6 protein-coding genes are annotated in these 20,444 nt (G+C 75.0%); all 6 read left to right on the top strand.

Features of this window, described 5'->3' with window-relative positions; all coding sequences use genetic code 11:
- The first annotated feature begins 1 nt into the window (after position 1).
- The 6 genes from KBX43_RS00690 (at position 2) to KBX43_RS00715 (ending at position 20,361) form a co-directional block, all read left to right on the top strand.
- Positions 2-5,626 (top strand): type I polyketide synthase, encoded by a 5,625-nt coding sequence (locus KBX43_RS00690; RefSeq protein WP_210882295.1) that lies wholly within the window; start codon positions 2-4, stop codon positions 5,624-5,626.
- 103 nt (positions 5,627-5,729) lie between these two features.
- On the top strand, positions 5,730-10,283 hold the full coding sequence (locus KBX43_RS00695) for a non-ribosomal peptide synthetase (protein WP_210882297.1): 4,554 nt from the start codon (positions 5,730-5,732) through the stop codon (positions 10,281-10,283).
- A complete protein-coding gene (locus tag KBX43_RS00700; protein ID WP_113973034.1) occupies positions 10,280-14,971 on the top strand; it encodes a condensation domain-containing protein in 4,692 nt (1,563 codons plus the stop codon). The genes KBX43_RS00695 and KBX43_RS00700 overlap by 4 nt, the downstream gene beginning before the upstream one ends.
- Positions 14,968-16,680 carry a cyclic peptide export ABC transporter gene (locus KBX43_RS00705; protein WP_113973033.1) on the top strand — a complete coding sequence of 571 codons (1,713 nt, stop codon included), beginning with the start codon at positions 14,968-14,970 and terminating at the stop codon, positions 16,678-16,680. The genes KBX43_RS00700 and KBX43_RS00705 overlap by 4 nt, the downstream gene beginning before the upstream one ends.
- Positions 16,634-17,497: a thioesterase II family protein gene (locus tag KBX43_RS00710; protein ID WP_113973032.1), complete on the top strand. Its 864-nt coding sequence runs from the start codon at positions 16,634-16,636 to the stop codon at positions 17,495-17,497. The genes KBX43_RS00705 and KBX43_RS00710 overlap by 47 nt, the downstream gene beginning before the upstream one ends.
- The gene (locus KBX43_RS00715; RefSeq protein WP_113973031.1) at positions 17,494-20,361 is read left to right on the top strand and encodes an amino acid adenylation domain-containing protein; all 2,868 of its coding nucleotides are present in this window, start codon (positions 17,494-17,496) and stop codon (positions 20,359-20,361) included. Before KBX43_RS00710 ends, KBX43_RS00715 begins: the two co-directional genes overlap by 4 nt.
- Positions 20,362-20,444: the final 83 nt, after the last annotated feature.

Consider the following 20,444-nt stretch of genomic DNA (forward strand, 5'->3'; position numbering starts at 1 on the left):
GATGTCAGACGACGTCGAGAACCTCGACCAGATAGCCGTCATCGGCATGGCGGGGCGCTTCCCCGGCGCGGCCGACGTGGACGAGTTCTGGGCGAACCTCACGGCCGGCCGGGAGGGGATCGCCCGCCTGTCCGACGAGGAGCTGCGCGCCGACGGCGTCGACCCGCAGGTGGCCGCGCGGGACGACTACGTGCCGGCCAAGGGCGTCCTGGCCGACGCGGACCGCTTCGACGCCGGCTTCTTCGGCTACCACCCCCGCGAGGCCGAGGTGCTCGACCCGCAGCACCGGGTCTTCCTGGAGTGCGTGTGGACGGCGCTGGAGTCGGCCGGCCACGATCCGAAGACCTTCGACGGGCGCATCGGCGTCTTCGCCGGGTCGAGCCTGAACTCGTACCTGCTGTTCAACCTGCTCGCCAACGAGCAGGCGGTGGACGCGGCCGGCAGCTACCAGACGCTGATCTCCAGCGACAAGGACTTCCTGGCCACCCGGGTGTCGTACAAGCTGAACCTGACCGGGCCGAGCATGACCGTGCAGACGGCCTGCTCCACCTCGCTGACTGCGGTGCACCTGGCGGCCCAGAGCCTGCTCAACGGCGAGTGCGACCTGGCCCTGGCCGGCGGCGTGTCGGTGAGCGTGCCGCTGCGCGGCGGCTACCGCTACGAGCAGGGCGGCATCCTCTCCCCGGACGGGCACTGCCGGCCCTTCGACGCGCAGGCGCAGGGCACCGTCGCCGGCAACGGCGTGGGCGTGGTGGTGCTGCGGCGGTTGACCGACGCCCACGCGGCCGGGGACACAGTGGACGCGGTCATCCTCGGCACCGCGGTGAACAACGACGGCTCGCTGAAGGTCGGCTACACCGCGCCGAGCGTGGACGGGCAGGCCCGCGTCGTCGCCGAGGCGCTCGCCGTGGCCGACGTGGACCCGGACAGCATCGGCTACGTCGAGACCCACGGCACCGGCACCGCCCTCGGCGACCCGATCGAGATCACCGCGCTGACCCGCGCGTACCGCAAGCACACCGACCGGGTGGGCTACTGCGCGATCGGCTCGGTGAAGAGCAACGTCGGGCACCTCGACGCCGCGGCCGGGGTGACCAGCCTGATCAAGGCGGTGCTGGCGCTGCGCCACGAGGCGATCCCGGCGACCCTGCACCACACCCGGGCCAACCCCGAGCTGGCGTTGCCGACCAGCCCGTTCTTCGTCAACACCGAGCTGCGGCAGTGGCCCCGGCAGGAGACGCCGCGCCGGGCCGGGGTCAGCTCGTTCGGCATCGGCGGCAGCAACGTGCACGTGATCCTGCAGGAGGCGCCGGCCCCGGCCGCGTCGGCCGCCGCACCGGCCGTAGCCCGGGTGCTGCCGCTGTCGGCCCGGTCCGCGCCGGCGCTGGCCGCCGCGGCCGGCCGGCTCGCCGACCACCTGGCCGCCCACCCCGACCTGGACCTGGACGACGTCGCGTACACGCTGGCCGCCCGCCGCCGGGCCTTCGAGCACCGTACGGCGGTGACCGGCCGGGACAGCGCCGAACTGGTCGCCGCGCTGCGGCGGGCCGCCGACGCCGGCACGGGCACGCCTGCCGGACGGGACGCGCCGGTGGCGTTCCTCTTCCCCGGCCAGGGCGCGCAGTACGTGGGCATGACGCGGGGCCTGTACCGCAGCGAGCCGGTGTTCGCCGCCGAGCTGGACCGCTGCGCCGACCTGTTCGCCGGCCACCTCGGCGAGGACCTGCGGGTGCCGCTGTTCGCGGCCGACGACGGGACCGGCGACGCGGCGCTGGCGCTGGCGCGTACCGCTGTCACGCAGCCGGTGCTGTTCGCGGTGGAGTACGCGCTGGCCCGCCTGTGGATGTCGTGGGGCGTCCGCCCGGCGGCGATGGTCGGGCACAGCGTCGGCGAGTACGTGGCCGCCTGCCTGGCCGGGGTGTTCTCCCTCGAGGACGCGGTGGCGCTGGTCGCCACGCGGGGGCGCCTGGTGCAGTCGATGCCGGCCGGGTCGATGCTCGCGGTGTTCCTGCCCGAGGCGGAGGTGACCGGCCGGCTGACCGGCGGCCTGTGCGTGGCGGCGGTGAACTCCACCGGTCTGTGCGTGGTGGGCGGCCCGACCGCCGAGGTCGACGCGCTGGCGCAGCGGCTCGCGGCGGACGGGGTGGCGTGCCGCCGGCTGCGCACCTCGCACGCCTTCCACTCACCCAGCATGGACGCGGCTGTCGCGCCGTTCGTCGACGCGGTCCGCCGGGTCGCCCTGCGCCCGCCCGCCACCCCGTTCGTCTCCAACGTCACAGGCGCCTGGATCACCGACGAGCAGGCCACCGACCCGGAGTACTGGGGACGACACCTGCGCGCGCCGGTGCGTTTCGCCGACGCCCTGGACGTGCTGCTCGCCGACGAGGAGCTGGTGCTGCTGGAGGTCGGTCCGGGGCAGACGCTGCGCAACTTCGTCCGCCAGCACCGCGCCTGGCACGAGCGGCGGACGGTGGCCGGATCGGTGCGGCACCCGGACGAGCCGCGCGACGACCAGGAGTACCTGCTGGCCGGGCTGGGTGAACTCTGGGCCGCCGGGACGCCGGTGGACTGGGCCGCCCGCGCCGGGGACACGCCGCGGCGGCTGCTGCGCCTGCCCACGTACCCGTTCCAGCGCCAGCGCTACTGGATCGAGCCGCGGCCCGGCCCGGTCCGGCCCGCGCCGGTCGCGGCGACCGGGCCGGACGCGCAGTGGTTCCACGTGCCCGGCTGGCGGCGGCTCACCGCGCCGGCCGCCGGGACCACCGACGGGGCGACCTGGGTGGTGCTCGGCGCCGAGCTGCCGCTGGGCGTGGCGCTGGCCGGGCGGCTGGCCGACGACGGCGCGACAGTGCTGCGGGTCAGCGCCGGCGACGAGCTGCGGGAGACCGGCGAGTGTGCCTGGTCGCTGGACCCGGCCAGCCGGGACCAGCACGCCGGCCTGCTCAAGTCGCTGGAGGTGGACGCCGGCCGGACGATCCGGGTGGTGCACCTGTGGAGCCTGACCGTGGAGCCGGGCGACGGCCCGGATCCGGACCGGATCGACAGCGCCCGGCGGGTCGGGTTCGACAGCCTGCTGGCCCTGGCCCAGGCGATCGGGGACGTGCAGCCGGGCGCCCCGGTGGAGATCGACGTGCTCAGCCGGGGCCTGTTCGCGGTGACCGGCGAGGAGGCCCTGCAGCCGGAGAACGCCCCGCTGCTCGGCGCCACCACGGTCATCCCGCAGGAGGTCCCGGACGTCACCTGCCGCGTGCTGGACCTGCCCGCCGCCGACCCGGCGCCCGGCCCCACGACCGTGCTGGCCCGGCTGACCGCGCCCACCGCCGACCGGGAACTGGCGCTGCGCGGCCGGCACTGGTGGGTACGCGACTTCGAGGCCCTGCCCGCCGACGCCGCCGGCGGGACGGGCGGCCGGCTGCGGCCCGGCGGCGTCTACCTGATCACCGGCGGTCTCGGCGGGGTCGGGCTGGCGCTGGCCGAGCAGATCGCCCGCTCGGTCGACGCCCCCGTGCTCGGGCTGCTGCACCGCTCGGCGTTCCCCGACTCGACGCGGTGGCCGGACTGGCTGGCCGAGCACGGCGAGCAGGACGACACCAGCCGGCGGATCCGCGGCGTGCAGCGGCTGCGGGAACTGGGGGCGCGGGTGGTGGTGCTGCACGCCGACGTCACCGACCGGGCCGCCCTGTCCGACGCGGTCGGACGGCTGCGCGCCGAAGGCGGTGGCCTGCACGGCGTCATCCACGCCGCCGGCTTGCCGTCGCGGGGACTGATCGCGGTCAAGTCCGGCCGGGACGTGACCGACGTGCTGGCCGCCAAGACCGTCGGCACGCTGCACCTGGACGCCGTCTGCGACGCCGACGGACTGGACTTCCTGCTGCTCTGCTCGTCGCTGACCGCGCTGCTCGGCGGGCCGGGGCAGAGCGACTACTGCGCGGCGAACGCCTTCCTGGACGTCTACGCCCAGTGGCGGCGAGCCACCACCGGGGCGCCGGTCGCGGCTGTCGCCTGGGACACCTGGCGCAACACCGGCATGGCCGCCGGCCTGGTCGAGCGGCTGCACGGCGGCGCCGCGCTGACCGGGCACCCGCTGCTGCAACGCCTCGTCTCCTCGACCGGCACGTCCCGGACGTACGCCACCACGCTCAGCACGGCCGACAGCTGGATCGTCGACGAGCACCGGATCATGGGCCACGGCCTCGTTCCCGGCACCACGTACCTGGAGCTGGTCCACGCGGCGGTCGCCGACCGGGCGGCCGGCCGGGTGGTGGAGCTGAACGACGTGCTGTTCCTGATGCCGGTGATCGTGCCGGACGGTCGGAGCCGCGAGCTGTTCACCACGGTGGAGGAGCGCGACGGGCAGCTCCGGTTCAGCGTGCAGAGCCGCGTCGACGGGGAGTCCGGCCGCTGGCAGGAGCACGCGAGCGGCACCGTGGCCTTCCACGAGCGGCCGGCGGACACGGCCCGGGACCTGGACCGGCTGCGCCGCGACTGCGCCGTCACCGAGGTGATCGACACCGAGGACGAACTGAAGCGGCGGCTGAAGCTCGACCGGGTGGAGCAGGGCGGCCGGTTGCAGTTCTCCTTCGGCCCGCGCTGGCGGTGCCTGCGGCGCATCGAGGCCGGCGAGCGGCGGCTGATGGTCACGCTCGAACTGGCCGAGGAGTTCGCCGCCGACCTGGAGCGCTACCCGCTGCACCCGGCGCTGCTGGACGTGGCCGGCGCGTCCGCCCGGATCCGCGCGCGGGACGTGTTCTACCTGCCGTTCACCTACCGCAGCCTGCGGGTCTTCGCCCCGCTGACCCGGGTGGTCCACTGCCACGTCGAGGTGGACGAGGCCGGTGACTCCGGCGAGACGCTCACCGTCAGCATCGAGCTGATCTCCCCGCAGGGACAGCTGCTGGCCCGGATCACCGACTTCACCATCAAGCGGATCAACGACATCGACGGCCTGCTGGAACAGGTGCGCGACGGCGCGGTGACCGCCGCCGGCACGGGCGCGGGCGAGGCGACGCCGGGCACCCTGCACGTGCTCAGCGAGGGAATGACCGCCGCCGACGGGATGGCCGCCTTCGACCGGCTGCTCGCCGCGCCCGAGCTGCCGGAGCACGTGGTGGTCACCGGCCGGGACCTCCCCGGGCTGCGCCGGCTCGCCGCCTCGATCACCCCCGCGCTGCTCGCCGGGGAGGTGGAGCAGATCGCCCCGCCCCGGGGCACCCATCCGCGGCCCGATCTGGACACCCCGTACGTGGCGCCGGGCACCGAGGCCGAGCGGACGGTGGCGGAGATCTGGCAGGAGGTGCTCGGCCTGGACCGCGTCGGCGTGCACGACGACTTCTTCGCCCTCGGCGGACACTCGCTGGCCGCCGTGCAGATCGGCGCGAAGATCCGCGGCCGGTTCGGGGTGGAGCTGAACCTGCGGGGCTTCTTCGACAGCCCGACGGTGGCGCACACGGTGACCGTGCTGGCCGAACCCGGCGGGCCGGGGGATCGGGGCGCCGACCGGATCGAAGCGGTGAGCCGGGACGTTCCCGACGACGAACTGGCCGGCCTCGACGAGCTGTCCGACGAGGAGATCGAGGCACAGCTCGCCGCCCTGCTCGCCGAGGACGACGGCGGGGGACGGGCATGAGCCGGCCGATTCCGCCCGCCCCGGCGCGTGCCCGCCGTACGCGAGCGCCGCACGTCCTGTCCGCAGCCGTGTCAGCTCACCCACACACCGAGGATGATCGCCAGTGACGACCACCGACCTGGGCAGCCTGTCCGCCGCCGAGAAGCGCGCACTGCTGGCCGAGCGGCTGCGGCAGAAGAAGCAGCGGCGGGAGTTCCCGGCCTCCTTCTCCCAGCAACGACTCTGGTTCCTGGAGCAGCTCTCGCCGGGCAGCGCCGCGTACAACATCCCCGGCGCCGTCCGCATCCTGGGCCCGCTGGACCTCGACGTGTGGCGGCGCTGCTGCAACGAGATCACCCGCCGGCACGAGGCGCTGCGGACCACGTTCACCGAGGTCGACGGCGAGCCCCGGCAGCTGGTCAACGCCGTCTGCGAGCCGGAGTTCACCGTGGTCGACTGCGCCCACCTGCGCGGACCGCAGGGCGAGGCGGGCATCCAGGAGCTGGCCCGGGAGGAGTTCACCCGCCCGTTCGACCTGGCCGGCGGGCCGCTGCTGCGGGTGCGGTTCCTCCGGCTCGGCCCGCAGGAGCACATCCTGCTGCTGACCATGCACCACATCGCGGCCGACCTGTGGTCCATGTCCGTGGCCATCGCCGAGCTGGTCGAGCTGTACGGGGCGTTCGCCGCCGGTCGCGAGTCGACCCTGCCGGACCTGCCGATCCAGTACGTCGACTACACCGTCTGGCAGCGGCAGCGGCTGGAGGGCGACGCGCTCGACGCCGACCTGGAGTACTGGAAGAAGACGCTCGCCGGGGCGCCGGCCGCGCTGGAACTGCCCATCGACAAGCCCCGCCCGGCGGTGCAGAGCACCCGGGGCGGCTCCCGGCCCTTCGCCCTGCCCGAGCCGGTGATGACCCGGCTGCGCGCGCTGAGCCAGCGGGAGGGCGCCACCCCGTTCATGACCCTGCTCGCGGCCTTCCAGGCGCTGCTGCACCGCTACAGCCGCGAGGACGACATCGTGGTCGGCGTACCGGTGGCCAACCGGAACCGGCCGGAGATCGAACGGCTCGTCGGCTACTTCGTCAACACCCTGGCGCTGCGCACCGACCTGTCCGGCGACCCGAGCTTCCGCGAGCTGGTCGGGCGGGTCCGGCAGACCTGCCTCGGCGCGTTCGCCCACCAGGAGGTGCCCTTCGAGCGGCTGGTGGAGGAGCTGGCCCCGCGCCGGGACCTGTCCCGCTCGCCGATCTTCCAGGTGCACTTCATCTTCCAGAACATCCCGATGCCCGAGTTCGACGTGGCCGGGCTGCGGCTGGAGCCGGTCGACGTGGAGAGCTCCACCGCCCGGTTCGACCTGGAGCTGCAGGTCTTCGACCGGCCGGACGGGCTGACCGGCTGGTTCGAGTACAACACCGACCTGTTCGAGCCGGCCACCGTGGAGCGGATGTCCCGGCACCTCGCGCAGCTGGTGGAGAACCTGCTCGCCGACCCGGACCGGCCGATCGACCAGGTTCCGATGCTCGGCGCCGACGAGGAGCGTGACCTGCGGCTGCGGTGGAACGACACCCGCCGGGACTGGCCGCAGCCGGTGTGCGTACCGCAGCGCTTCGCCGCCCGGGCCGCCACCACCCCGCACGCCCCGGCGCTGCGCACCGACCGGGAGAGCCTGACCTACGCCGAGCTGGACGGGCGCTCGACCCGGCTGGCCCGCCGGCTGCGGCGGCTCGGGGTGGCCCGGGAGACGATGGTCGGCATCTGCCTGGAGCGTTCGGCCGACATGGTCGTGGCGATGCTCGCCGTGCTCAAGAGCGGCGGCGCGTACGTGCCGCTGGACCCGGGTTTCCCGCCGGACCGGATCGCCTTCATGCTCGCCGACTCCGACCTGTCCGTGCTGCTCACCAGCAGCGACGTGCTGGCGGGCCTGGGCGGGGTGAAGGCGCAGCCGCTCTGCCTGGACCTGCTCGGTGACGAGCTGGCCGCCGAGTCGGCCGAACCGCTGGACGTCGACGTGCGCCCCGACGACCTGGCGTACGTCATCTACACCTCCGGCTCCACCGGCCGGCCCAAGGGCGTGCAGGTGCCGCACGGGGCGCTGGGCAACTTCCTGCTCGCCATGGGCGAGCGCCCCGGCGTCACCGCCGACGACGTGCTGCTGGCGGTCACCACGCTCTCCTTCGACATCGCCGGGCTGGAGCTGCTCCTGCCGCTGGTCGAGGGGGCCTGCGTGGCAGTCGTGAGCCGCCAGGTCGCCGCCGACGGGGAACGGCTGGCCGCCGCGCTGGACGCCTTCGGCGCGACGGTCATGCAGGCCACCCCGTCCACCTGGCGGATGCTGCTCGACGCCGGCTGGACCGGCGAGGCCGGGCTGCGGGTGCTGGCCGGTGGCGAGGCGCTCCCCGCCGAGCTGGCCCAGCGCCTGCTCGGCCGGTGCGCCGAGCTGTGGAACATGTACGGCCCGACCGAGACGACCATCTGGTCGGCGGTGGCGCGGGTCGGCCACGGCCCGATCTCCATCGGCGAGCCGATCGCCAACACCGAACTGCACGTGCTCGACGGCAGCGGCCACCTGGTGCCGCCGGGTGTCCCCGGCGAGCTGCACATCGGCGGCGCCGGCCTGGCGCGGGGCTACCTCGACCGGCCCGAGCTGACCGCCGAGCGGTTCGTCCGGCACCCCTTCCCGATCGGGCTGGGCGACCGGCTCTACCGCACCGGCGACCTGGTCCGCCGCCGCGCCGACGGGAGCATCGAGTTCCTCGGCCGGCTCGACCACCAGGTGAAGCTGCGGGGCTTCCGGATCGAGCTGGGCGAGATCGAGTCGGTGCTGGAGCGGCAGCCGCAGGTCAACCAGGCGGTGGTGACCGTACGCGAGGACACCCCCGGCGACCAGCGGCTGGTGGCGTACGTGGTGGCCGGCGCCGACGCCCGGGCCGAGGCGGCGGCGCAGTGGCCGCACGAGGTGGAGCAGTGGCGCGACGTCTGGGACGCCGCGTACGACGTGACGGAGACCGGCGAGGTCGACCCGACGTTCGACACCCGGGGCTGGAACAGCAGCTACACCGGAGCGCCGATCCCGGTGGCGGAGATGCGCGGCTGGGCCGAGGCGACCGCCGAGCGGATCCTCCAGGACGGCCCGCGCTCGGTGCTGGAGATCGGCTGCGGCACCGGCCTGATCCTCTACCGGGTCGCCCCGCACGTGCGCCGCTACTGGGGCACCGACATCTCCGCTGTCGCCCTGGACCGGCTGCGCGCCGACGTGCCGGCGCGGGGACTGTCCGGGGTGGAGCTGTTCGGCTGCGCCGCCGACGAGCTGGACGCGCTGCCCGACCAGCTCTTCGACGTGATCGTGCTCAACTCGGTGGCGCAGTACTTCGCCGACGAGGACTACCTGCTGCGGGTGATCGAGGGCGCGTTGCCCCGGCTCGCCCCGGGCGGCTCGCTCTTCCTCGGCGACATCCGCAGCCTGCCGCTGCTGGAGACCTTCCACACCTCCGTGCAGGTGGAGCGGGCCGAGGCGCAGGACAGCGCCGAGCAACTGCGCGAGCGGGTGCGCCGGGCCGTCGCCGACGACCGGGAGCTGGTTTTCGACCCGGGCTTCTTCACCGCGTTGCCGGCCCGCTTCCCCCGGCTGACGGGGGTACGGGTGATGCCGAAGCTCGGCTCGGTGAGCAACGAGCTGACCCGGTTCCGCTACGACGTACGGCTCACCGTCGACGGCGACGTCGTCGACGCCGGGGACGTGACGTGGCTGGACTGGCGCGACAGCGGGCTCACCGCGGCCGGGCTGCGCGAGCGGCTCACCGCCGACCGTCCGGCGCTGCTCGCGCTGCGCGGCGTACCCAACGCCCGCGTCGACCGCTGGGCGCGGGCGGCGACGGCGCTCGCCGGGGCGGACGGCACGGTCGCCGACCTGCGGGCCGAACTGGCGTCCCCTGTCGACCCGGCCGCCGTCGAGCCGGAACAGCTGCGCCGGCTCGCCGACGCGACCGGCTACCGGCTGGACCTGGACTGGTCCGGTCACGGACCGGCCGGTGACCTGACCGTCGTGCTGCGCCGGCTGGCCGGCGACGGCCGGCCGGAGACGCCGCTGCCCCGGCTCGCCGGGCCGCCCGCCGCCGAGCCGCGCTGGGACTCGTTCGTCAACGACGCCCTCGGCCGCCGGGCGAGGCGGCTGCTGCCGCGGCTGCGGGCCGCGGTCGGCGAGCAGTTGCCCGACTACATGGCGCCCTCGGCGTACGTCTTCCTCGACGCGCTGCCGCTCACCCCGAACAACAAGGTCGACCGCAAGGCGCTGCCCGCGCCCGAGTCGGGCCGGCGGCAGGTGACATCGGCGTACGTGGCGCCGCGCACACCGGTCGAGGAGGTGATCGCCGGCATCTGGGCCGAGACCCTCGGCGTCGACCGGGTCGGCGTGGGCGACGACTTCTTCGCCCTCGGCGGGCACTCGCTGCTCAGCACCCGGATGGTGGCCCGGGTACGGGAGGCGTTCGGCGTGGACGTGCCGTTGCACAAGGTCTTCACCGACCCGACGGTCGCCGGGCTCACCCGCGCGCTGACCGCCGACCCCGCGCAGCGGACCGTCGTGGAGAAGACCGCCGAGCTGCTGATCCGGCTCAGCGACCTGTCCGACGACGAGGTGCAGCAGGCGCTCGACCGCGCCGACGGAAGGACGCAGGCATGAGCACCAGGCGGTTCGCCCTGTCCGCGCAGCGGCTCGCGCTGCTGGGCAACCTGCTCCAGGAGGAGGGCATCGACCGCGCCCCGGCGCGGACCGTGCCACCGCGCGCCGACCGGGACGCCCCGGTGCCGCTGACCTTCTCGCAGAGCCGGATCTGGTTCCTGGAGCAGTTCGCGGCGCACACCTCCGCGTACGTCATCTCCACGGCGATGCGGGTGCACGGCGACTTCCGCGCGGACCTGTTCGCCGGCGCCTGCGCCGAGGTGGTCCGCCGGCACGAGTCGCTGCGGACGGTCTTCTTCGAGCGGGACGGACGGCCGTACCAGCAGGTGCGGGCCGAGCTGCCGCCGGACGTGCGGGTCGAGGACGTGCCCGGGGTGACGCCCGGGGAGGTCGACGCCGAGCTGCGCCGCCGCGAGGAGGAGCTGATCGGCCGGCCGTTCGACCTGGCCGCCGGTTCGCCGGTGCGGGTCCGGCTGCTCCGCTTCGGCCCGCAGGTGACCGGCGTGCTGCTCAACCTGCACCACCTCGTGTCCGACCGCTGGTCGATGGGGGTGCTGCTGCGCGAGCTGATCGACTGCTACCGCGCCCTGCTCACCGGCGGGCCGCACGGCCTGCCCGAGCTGCCGGTGCAGTACGCCGACTTCGCCCTCTGGCAGCAGGAGCCGGCCGCTCAGCAGGCGTGGGCGGCGGACCTGGCGTACTGGACGGGCCAGCTCGGCGGCGCGCCACCGGAGATCGGCCTGGTCGGTGACCGGCCCCGGCCGAGGGAGAAGAGCTACCGGGGTGACTCGGTGCCGGTGGAGATCCCGCCGGCCGTGGTGACCCGGCTGCGGGCGCTGTCCCGGCAGGAGAACGCCACGCTGTTCATGGTGCTCCAGGCCGCCTTCGCGGTGCTGCTGCACCGGCTCACCGGCGACGAGGAGGTGGTGGTCGGCTCGCCGGTGGCCAACCGGCGCCTGGTCGAGCTGGAGCCGCTGATCGGGCTGTTCATGAACACCGTGGCACTGCGTACCGACCTGCGCGGCGAGCCGTCGTTCCGGGAGCTGCTGCGCCGGGTCGGCGCGGTGTGCCTGGCCGCGTACGACCACCAGGGCATCCCGTTCGAGCGGCTGGTCGAGCAGTTGCAGCCGGAGCGGTCGGCGGCCGGCACCCCGGTCTTCCAGGTGCTGTTCTCGTACCAGAACGTGCCGTTCCCGTCCTGGCACGACGGGCCGCTGCGGGTCGAGCCGGTCTCGCTGGACGCCCGCAAGGCCGAGTTCGACCTGCTGCTTGACCTCTTCGAGGACGGCGACACGATCTGGGGGCGGCTGGAGTACAGCACCGACCTGTTCGACGAGGCGACCGCCCGGCGTCACGTGGGCATGTTCCACCGTCTGCTGCGGGGCCTGCTGGACGACCCGGACACCCCGATCGGCGTGCTGCCGCTCGTCGGCCCGGTCGAGCGGGACGAGCTGCTGGCGCTGGCCACCGGCCCGGCGACCGACGCCGCCCGTCCGCTGGTCGGTGACGCCTTCGCCGCGGCGGTACGCCGTGACCCGGCCGCCCCGGCGGTGCGGTTCGGCTCGCGTACGGTCGGCTACGGCGAGCTGGACGCGCTCGTCGGCGTGCTCGCCGATCGGTTGCGGGCAGCGGGCGTGCGCCGGGGCACCCGGGTCGGCGTGCGGCTGGACCGGTGCGTGGAGCTGGTCGCCGCGCCGCTCGCCGTCTGGCGGGCCGGCGGGGTGGTCGTACCGGTGGATCCGGGGCTGCCCGCGGACCGGGCCGCCGCGCTGCTGACGGCGGCCGAGGTCGCGTTGCTGCTCACCGCGCGCCCGCAGGGCGGCGTCCCGCGCTGGTCCGGGCCGACCTGCCTGGTGGACGACCCGTCCGCCGACCCGCGCGCCGTGCGCGGCGCCGCCGTGCCCGGTGCCCTCGTGCCGGACGCCGCGGCGCCGGCCGGCGCGGGCACTGTCACCGGCGGCGACCCGGCCTACGTCACCTGTCCGCCCGACGGTGTGCCGCGCACCACGGTGCACAGCCACGCGGCGCTGCGCGACCGGCTGCGCTGGTTGTCCGAGGCGGCCGGGCTGACCGCCGCCGACCGGGTGCTCCAGCAGGCGCCCCTGGCCGCCCCGGCGGCGGTCTGGGAGCTGTACGCCCCGCTGCTGAGCGGCGCGGCCGTGGTGCTGGCCCGGCCCGGCGGGGACCGCGACGCCCGCCACGTGGTCGGCCTGATCCGGGCGGAGCGGGTCAGCGTGGCCTGCTTCCGGCCCGACCTGCTCGCCGACCTGCTCGACCAGCGCGGGGTGGAGCGCTGCGCCGCGCTGCGGCACGTGTTCTGCGGTGGGGCGCCGCTGTCCCGGGACCTGGTGGCGCGCTTCGCGGAGCGGTCGCCGGCGGCCCTGCACCACGTGCTCGTGCCGCCGGACGTGGCCGCGCCGGTCACCGCCCACCTGTGCGCCGTCGACGGCGAGCTCACCGATCCGGCCACGCCCGACGGCGGGCCCGCCGACCCGGCCACGCCCGACGGCGGGCAGCGGCAGTTGATGCCGGTCGGCCGCCCGGTGCCGGGCACCCGGGCGCACGTCCTGGACCGGGCCGGTCAGCCACTCCCGGCCGGCGTGCCGGGGGAGCTGTACGTCGGTGGCGACCCGCTTCCGGCGCCGGCCGGAGACGTGGCGGCGCTGCTGGCGCCGGACCCGTTCGGCACGGCGCGCGGCGTGCGGCTGCTGCGCACCGGCGAGCGGGCCCGGATGCGCGCCGACGGCGTGATCGAGTACCTGGGCCGCCTCGACCACCAGGTACGGCTGCGCGGCTTCCCGGTGGACCTGGACCTGGTCGAGTCGATCGTGTCCGGGCATCCCGCCGTGACCGGGGCCGCCGTGGTGGCGCACGACGACCGGCTGGTCGCGTACGTCGTGGGGCAGGCCGGGACCGGTGAGCTGGCGGCGTACCTGAGGCAGCGGCTGCCGGAGAATCTGCTCCCGGCCGCCTGGGTGGCGCTGCCGGAGCTGCCGCGCACCCCGGCCGGCACTGTCGACCGGTCCGCCCTGCCCGCGCCGCAGCCGCTCGCCGACGAGCCCGCCGCCGCTGCCGAAGCGCCCCGCGACGAGGTGGAAGCGGCGATCGCCGACATCTGGCGGGAACTGCTCGGGATCGACGAGGTCGGCCGGGACGACAACTTCTTCACCCTGGGCGGGCACTCCCTGCTCGCCACCAAACTCGCCGCGCAGATCGACGCCCGGTACGGCGTACGGCTCGCGCTGCGCGACCTCTTCGGCAACCCGACCGTCGGCTGGCTGGCCGGGCAGGTCCGGCGGCACGCGAGCGGCGCGGACACCGGCCCGGCCCCGATCCCGCGCGTCGGCCGCGACGGCGACCTGCCGCTGTCGTTCAGCCAGGAACGGCTGATCCGGCACCACCCGCTCGGCCCGGCCGACCCGATCCACAACGTGGTGACCGCGCTGCGGCTGACCGGACCGCTGGACGAGGCGGCGCTGCGCCGCGCCCTGGACGACGTCGCCGGGCGGCACGAGGCGCTGCGGACCCGGATCGTGGACGGCCCGGACGGGCCGGCGCAGCGGATCGAACCGGCCGGCGGCTGGCCGTTGACGGCGGTGGACCTCCGCGACGCCGAGCCGGGCGAACTGCGCGCGCTGATCGAGGAGCAGGGACGGCGGCCGTTCCGCATCGACGCGGAGCCGATGGTGCGCGGCCTGCTGGCCCGCCTCGGCGAGGACCGGCACGCGCTGGTGCTCACCATGCATCACCTGGTCACCGACAACTGGTCCTACGGGGTGCTGGTGCGCGACCTGACCGAGTTCTACGGCGCCCACGCCGCCGGCCGGGCGCCGCGGCTGCCGGAGCTGGCCGTGCAGTACCCCGACGTGGCGGCGTGGCAGCGCCGGCAACTGGCCGGCGGCGCGCTCGACGCGCACGTGGACCACTGGCGGCGCGCCCTCGCCGGCCTGCCACCGGCACTGACGCTGCGGCCACCGGCCACCGGGACGACCGCCGCCGACGGCTTCACCCGCGCGTTCCGCGTCGACCCGGCGGTCACGGAGAAGCTGCGTGGGCTCGCCCGGCAGGAGGGGGCCAGCCTGTTCATGGCGCTGCTGGCCGCGTACCACCTGCTGCTCGCCGCCTGCTCCGGCCGCGACGACATCCCGGTGGGCTTCCCGGAGGCGGGCCGGGACCGGGCCGAGACGGCCGACCTGATCGGCTGGTTCGTGCACCCGCTCGTGGTACGCGCCGACCTGACCGCCGCGTCGACGTTCGCCGGGCTGGTGCGGCAGGTCCGGGACCGGACGCTCGACGCGTACGCCAACCGGGCCGTGCCGCCGTGGCTGGCGGTGCCGGCCACCGCGGACGCTGACCCGACCCGGACCCTGTTCAACCTGCTCAACGCCGAGGTGCCGGAACTCGCGTTGCCCGGGCTGCGGGTCGATTCGTTGGAAATCGGTGACGACTACGTCTTCTCCGAGGTGCTCGGCACCAACCTCAGACCGGCGGAGGTCGACTTGGCGCTGATCATGCGGGAACAGGGCGCGGAACTGCACGGCACCTGGATCTTCTCCACCGACGTCCACGACGCCCGGGCGCTCCAGGCGCTGATGCGACGCTGGGACCTGCTGCTCGGCCGGCTGGCCGACTCACCGGCGGCGCCGCTGACCACGCTCCGTGCCTGGCTGGACGAGGTGGGCGCATGAGCCTCTTCGCCTACCTGCTGCGCTACAGCCGGGGCCCGTTCCTGCTGGCCATCGCGGCGGGCATCGTCAGCGGCGGCACCGGCGCCGCCTTCATCGCCATGGTCAACCTGGCGCTGGCCGCCGACGCCGCGCCCTCGCAGCGGCTGATCTGGGGATACGTGGCGCTCTGCCTGGCCACGCTGGTCACCAAGTTCGCCTCCCAGAGCATGCTGTACCGGCTGTCCCAGGGCGCCGTCTACCACCTGCGCCGCCGCCTCATCGACGGCATCCTGGACGCCCCGCTGCGGACCGTGGAGCGGACCGGCACGGCGCAGCTCTACTCGGCGCTCGCCGACGACGTGGTGGTGATCGCCGACGCGCTGCCCGGCCTGCCGGGCATCTGCTCGGGCGCGGCGTTCGTGCTGGTGGCCATCGCGTACCTGGTGATCGTCTCACCGGCGGTGGCGCTCGCCACCGGCGCCACGGTCGTCGTGGGCGTGCTGCTCTACCTGCTCGTCTCCGCCTCCGGCCTGGGTGCGCTCAAGGCCGCGCGGCGGGAGCAGGACGCGCTGTTCGGTCACTTCCGTTCGGTCACCGAAGGGCTCAAGGAGCTGAAGCTCAACCGGGAGCGGCGGGCCGCGCTGATCGACGGTGAGCTGACGGCCACGGCGTCCGCCTACCGCCGGCACAGCGTCTTCGGCCTCTCCGTCTACGAGGGCGCCACAGGTGGCGGTCAGGCGGTCTTCTTCGCCTTCATCGGCCTGCTGCTGTTCGCCTTCCCCGCCTGGTTCGCCCTGTCCGACCAGACGCTCACGTCGTGCGTGCTGATCCTGCTCTTCGCCGTCTCCAGCCTTCAGGGTGTCCTCGTCTGGTTCCCCGCGCTGGGCCGGGCGTCGGTGGCCCTGGGGAAGATCAAGGAGCGGCTCGCGGAGCTCGACGCGGGTCTCGGCGGGCCGGGCGCGGGGCGGGCGCCCGCCGTGCCGAACAGCAGGGTCCCGGCCGCCGCGGGCCGGGCGGGCAACGTCTTCGCCGGGTGGCGAAGCATCGCCTTCCGCGGAGTCAGCCACGTCTACCCCGGACCGAAAGGCGAGCAGTTCGTGCTCGGCCCGCTGGACTTCGAGTTCCGGCGCGGCGAGATCCTCTTCGTCGTCGGCGCCAACGGCAGCGGCAAGACCACCCTGGCGAAGGTGCTCACCAGCCTGTACGAGCCGGAGAGCGGCGCGATCCAGGTGGACGGCACCCAGGTCACCGCGGCCAACCGGGAGGACTACCGCAACCTGTTCTCCGCCGTGTTCTCCGACTTCCACCTCTTCGACAGCCTGCTCGGGCTGCCGGCGGGGGAGCAGGCCGCCAAGGCGCAGCGGTACCTGGAGCGCCTGCAACTGGACCACAAGGTACGCGTCGACGGGGACCGCTTCTCCACCACGGCGCTCTCGCTCGGGCAGCGCAAACGGCTGGCGTTGCTGGTGACGTACCTGGAGGACCGCCCCTTCTGCCTGTTCGACGAGTGGGCGGCCGACCAGGACCCGGTCTTCAAGGACTTCTTCTACCGGGAACTGCTGCCGGAACTGCGGGACCGGGACAAGGCCGTCGTGGTGATCAGCCACGACGACCGCTACTTCGACGCCGCCGACCGGCTCGTCCGGCTCGACTACGGCCAGATCAGGGAGGAGGAGGTTCCCCGTGGACAGTCGGTGGCTGGGCGGTCAGGTGTGGAATCCGGACGCTGACGTCCGCCTGTTCTGCCTGCCGTACGCAGGTGGCGGCGCGGCGGCGTTCCGGGGCTGGCAGCGCGCCGCGCCACCCGGAGTCCAGGTGGTGGCGTTGGAGCTGCCCGGCCGGGGCACCCGGCTGCAGGAGGCGCCCTTCCTGCGCCTCACCCCGCTGATCCGGTCCCTCGCCGACGCGCTGACCGGCGCGCTGGACCGGCCGTACGCGCTGTTCGGGCACAGCATGGGTGGCCTGCTCGCCTTCGAGCTGGCCCGGGCGCTGCGCCGCCGCCCGGTGCGCCAGCCGGAGCACGTGTTCGTCTCCGCCGCCGCGTCGCCGGACTCCCCGTCGTCGCGGCCGCTGCTGCACTGCGCCGCCGACGACGAGATCCGCGCGCACCTGGCGAAGCTGGGCGGCACCCCGCCGGAGGTGCTCGACAACGCCGACCTGATGCGGCTGATGCTGCCCGTGCTGCGGGCCGACTTCTCGGTGCTGGAGACGTACGAGCACCGCCCCGAGCCGCCGCTGGCGACGCCACTGACGGTGCTGGGCGGCCGGGGGGACCGGATCGTGCCGCCGAGGGCGCTCGACGGGTGGCGGCGGCACACCTCGGCCCGGTCGCGGCTCTGCCTGTTCCCCGGCGACCACTTCTTCCTCCACGGCGCGCGGGCCGAGGTGGTGGCGACGGTGGCGCGGGATCTCGCCGCCGTCGTACCGCCGCCCTGGGTGTCCGGCGCCGCCGACCGGTACCACCACCGACCGCCCCCGACCACAGCCGCCGCCGTACCCGCCCGGAGCGGGCCGCCGGTGGACCGGAACCCAGGAGACGAGACATGACCCCCCTCGACCCGGCGGTGGAAGCGGCCGACATCGAGCCGTTCACGCTGCTCAGTCCCCGGGACCGGGCGATCGTCCCGGCCGGCGTCAGCGACGCCTATCCGCTGCCCGACGTGCCGGCCGACCTGGTCGCGCAGGCGTCGGCGTTCACCGAGGTCGACCTGGACGGCCGGCGGATCGAGGACCCGGCCCCGTTCGCGCCGGAGCGTTTCGCCTCGGCGGTCGAGGCGGTGGTGCGCGCGCACGAGCTGCTCCGTTGCTCGACCGACCCGTCCGGCGGCACCGAGCCGCTGTACCTGGCGCATCCGGACGCCGCGGTCCCGCTGGCCCGGCACGACCACCGCAGCGTCGACGCGGACAAGCGCGACGCGATGCTCGCCGCGCTGCTGGAGACCGAACGGGCCACGCCGTTCGACCCGGCCGCCGCCGGGGCGCTGCGGCTGACCGTGATCCTGGAGACCGAACAGAGCTGGACGCTGCTGGTCGCCGCGCCCCGGGCGCTGAGCTGCGTGGCCGACCCGGCGGGCATCCTCGCCGAGCTGCTGCGCGCCTATTACGCCGCGGCGCCGGTCACCGCCACCCGGCACGCGCCCTGCGTCGCGGACGCGCTCGACGCCGCCGCCGACTTCGAAGGCGAGGAGTACTGGACCCGGGCGCTGGCCGGCGGCTCCTGCGCCCTGCCCGGCGGCTGGGGCGGCGCGGCCGGGAGCACCGAGCTCACCGTCGACCTGGCCGGGATGTCCGCCGGGCTGGCCGTGCTCGCCGACGCCGCCGGGGCGCCGCTGTCCACTGTGCTGTTCGCCGCCCACCAGACCGTGCTCGGCATGCTCGGCGCCGAACCCGCCGGGCACACCGACGCCACCCTCACCCCGCACGGCGGCGCCGCGCGCCCGGACTGCGAGCGACTGCTGCACCGCGTGGTGCGGCCCGTGCCGACGGCCGCCCGCGCGGCGACCTGGCGGGCGCTGGTGCGCGACGTGGCCGCCCACGAGCGCGACGCGTGGACCCACCGGCTCGCGTACCGCCCGGTCACCGGCGGGCCGGGGCAGGGGCAGCACGCCCTCTTCGAGTGGGACCCGGCCGCCGGCCTGCCCGGTGAGCCGCTGCCCGGCCTGCCGGACGACCGGGACGGGTACGGCCTGCGGGTCACCGCCGGGCCGGACCGCCTGCGCCTGCGCGTCGCCGGGGAGACAGTCGACCCCGGGTACGCCCGCCGGCTCGCCGCGCTCTACCGGGAGGTGCTGGTGGCGATGGCCGCCGACCCCGACGGCGACGCCGGGCGCACCTACCTGCCGGCGGACGAGCGCGACGCGGTGCTGCGCGACTGGGCCGTCGCGGAGACGGCGCACCGGGGCGACGTGACCGTGGTCGACCTGATCCGGGCCCAGGCCGACGCCACTCCGGACCGGATCGCCGTCCGGGTCGGCGACACGCGGCTCACGTACCGGGAGCTGATGCGGCGGGCCAACCGGCTCACCCACCACCTGCTCGACCTCGGCGCCGGCCGGGACACCCTGGTCGGCGTGTGCCTGGGCCGCACACCAGACCTCATCCCCGCCCTGATCGCGGTCTGGCAGTCCGGGGCCGGCTACCTGCCGCTGGATCCGCAGCTGCCGGCGGAACGGCTGCGCTACATGATCGAGGCGGCCGGCAGCCCGGTGGTGGTCACCTCCACCGTCGAGCAGGCCACCCTCACCGGCCTGTACGACGGCGTCCTGGTCCTGGTCGACGCGGATGCGGCGGCCGTCGCGGCCCGGCCCGACACCCCGGCGACCGTGCCGATCGACCCGGCCCAGCTCGCCTACGTCATCTTCACCTCCGGCTCCACCGGGCGGCCCAAGGGCGTGCTGGTGCCGCACGCCGGCCTGGCCAACTATCTGCTCTGGACCGTCGGCGCGTACGCCGCGCACGGCCCCGGCGGCGCCCCGGTCTTCTCCTCGATCTCGTTCGACCTGGGCATCCCGAACATCTTCACCCCGCTGATCACCGGGGAGCCGGCGCACCTGCTGCCCGAGCCGCTGGACACCGCCGAGCTCGGGGCGCACCTGCTCACGGGCGCGCCGTACAGCTTCATCAAGATGACCCCGGGCCACCTGGACCTGCTCACCTGGCAGCTCACCGGGGAGCAGGCGCGGGACCTGGCCGGCATGGTCATCGCGGCCGGGGACTCGTTCACCGCGGCGCTGGCCGAGCGCTGGCTGGATCTGGCCGGGCCGGACGGCACGAAGGTCGCCACCGAGTACGGCCCCACCGAGATCACCATCGGCAACTCGGGGCAGCCGATCAGCGAGCCGCCGGCCACCGAGCTGGTGCCGCTCGGCGTCCCGATCGTCAACACCACCATGTACGTGCTGACCGAGCGGCTCGACCCGGTGCCGGTCGGCGTGCCCGGCGAGGTCTGGATCGGCGGCGTCGGGGTGGCGCGCGGCTACCTGGGCCGCCCGGACCTGACCGCGGACCGGTTCCGGCCCGACCCGTACGGCCCGCCGGGCAGCCGCCTCTACCGCAGCGGCGACCTGGCCCGCTGGCTGCCCGACGGCACGCTGGAGTTCCTCGGCCGCATCGACAACCAGGTCAAGATCCGGGGCTACCGGGTGGAACTGGGCGAGATCCAGGCCCGGCTCGCCGCCCATCCGGGCGTCCGTGACGCCGTGGTGCTCGCCCGCGAGCCCAGCCCCGGCGAGAAGCGCCTGGCGGCGTACGTGGTGCTCACCGCCGGCGCGGCGGTGGACGCCGCCGCGTTGCGCGCCCACCTCGCCGTCGACCTGCCCGACTACATGATCCCGGCGGACGTCGTCGCCATCGACCACATTCCGCTCACCACCAACGGGAAGGTGGACAGCCGCGCGTTGCCCGCCCTCTGATCCGCTCCCACGAATCCCCTCCGTGCCGACACCGGCCCCCGTGCGCCGGGACGATCGCGCACGCCGTACGAGAGGACGAATCC

Source organism: Micromonospora sp. C41, from assembly GCF_018070485.1.
Classification (GTDB): Bacteria; Actinomycetota; Actinomycetes; order Mycobacteriales; family Micromonosporaceae; genus Micromonospora; species Micromonospora chalcea.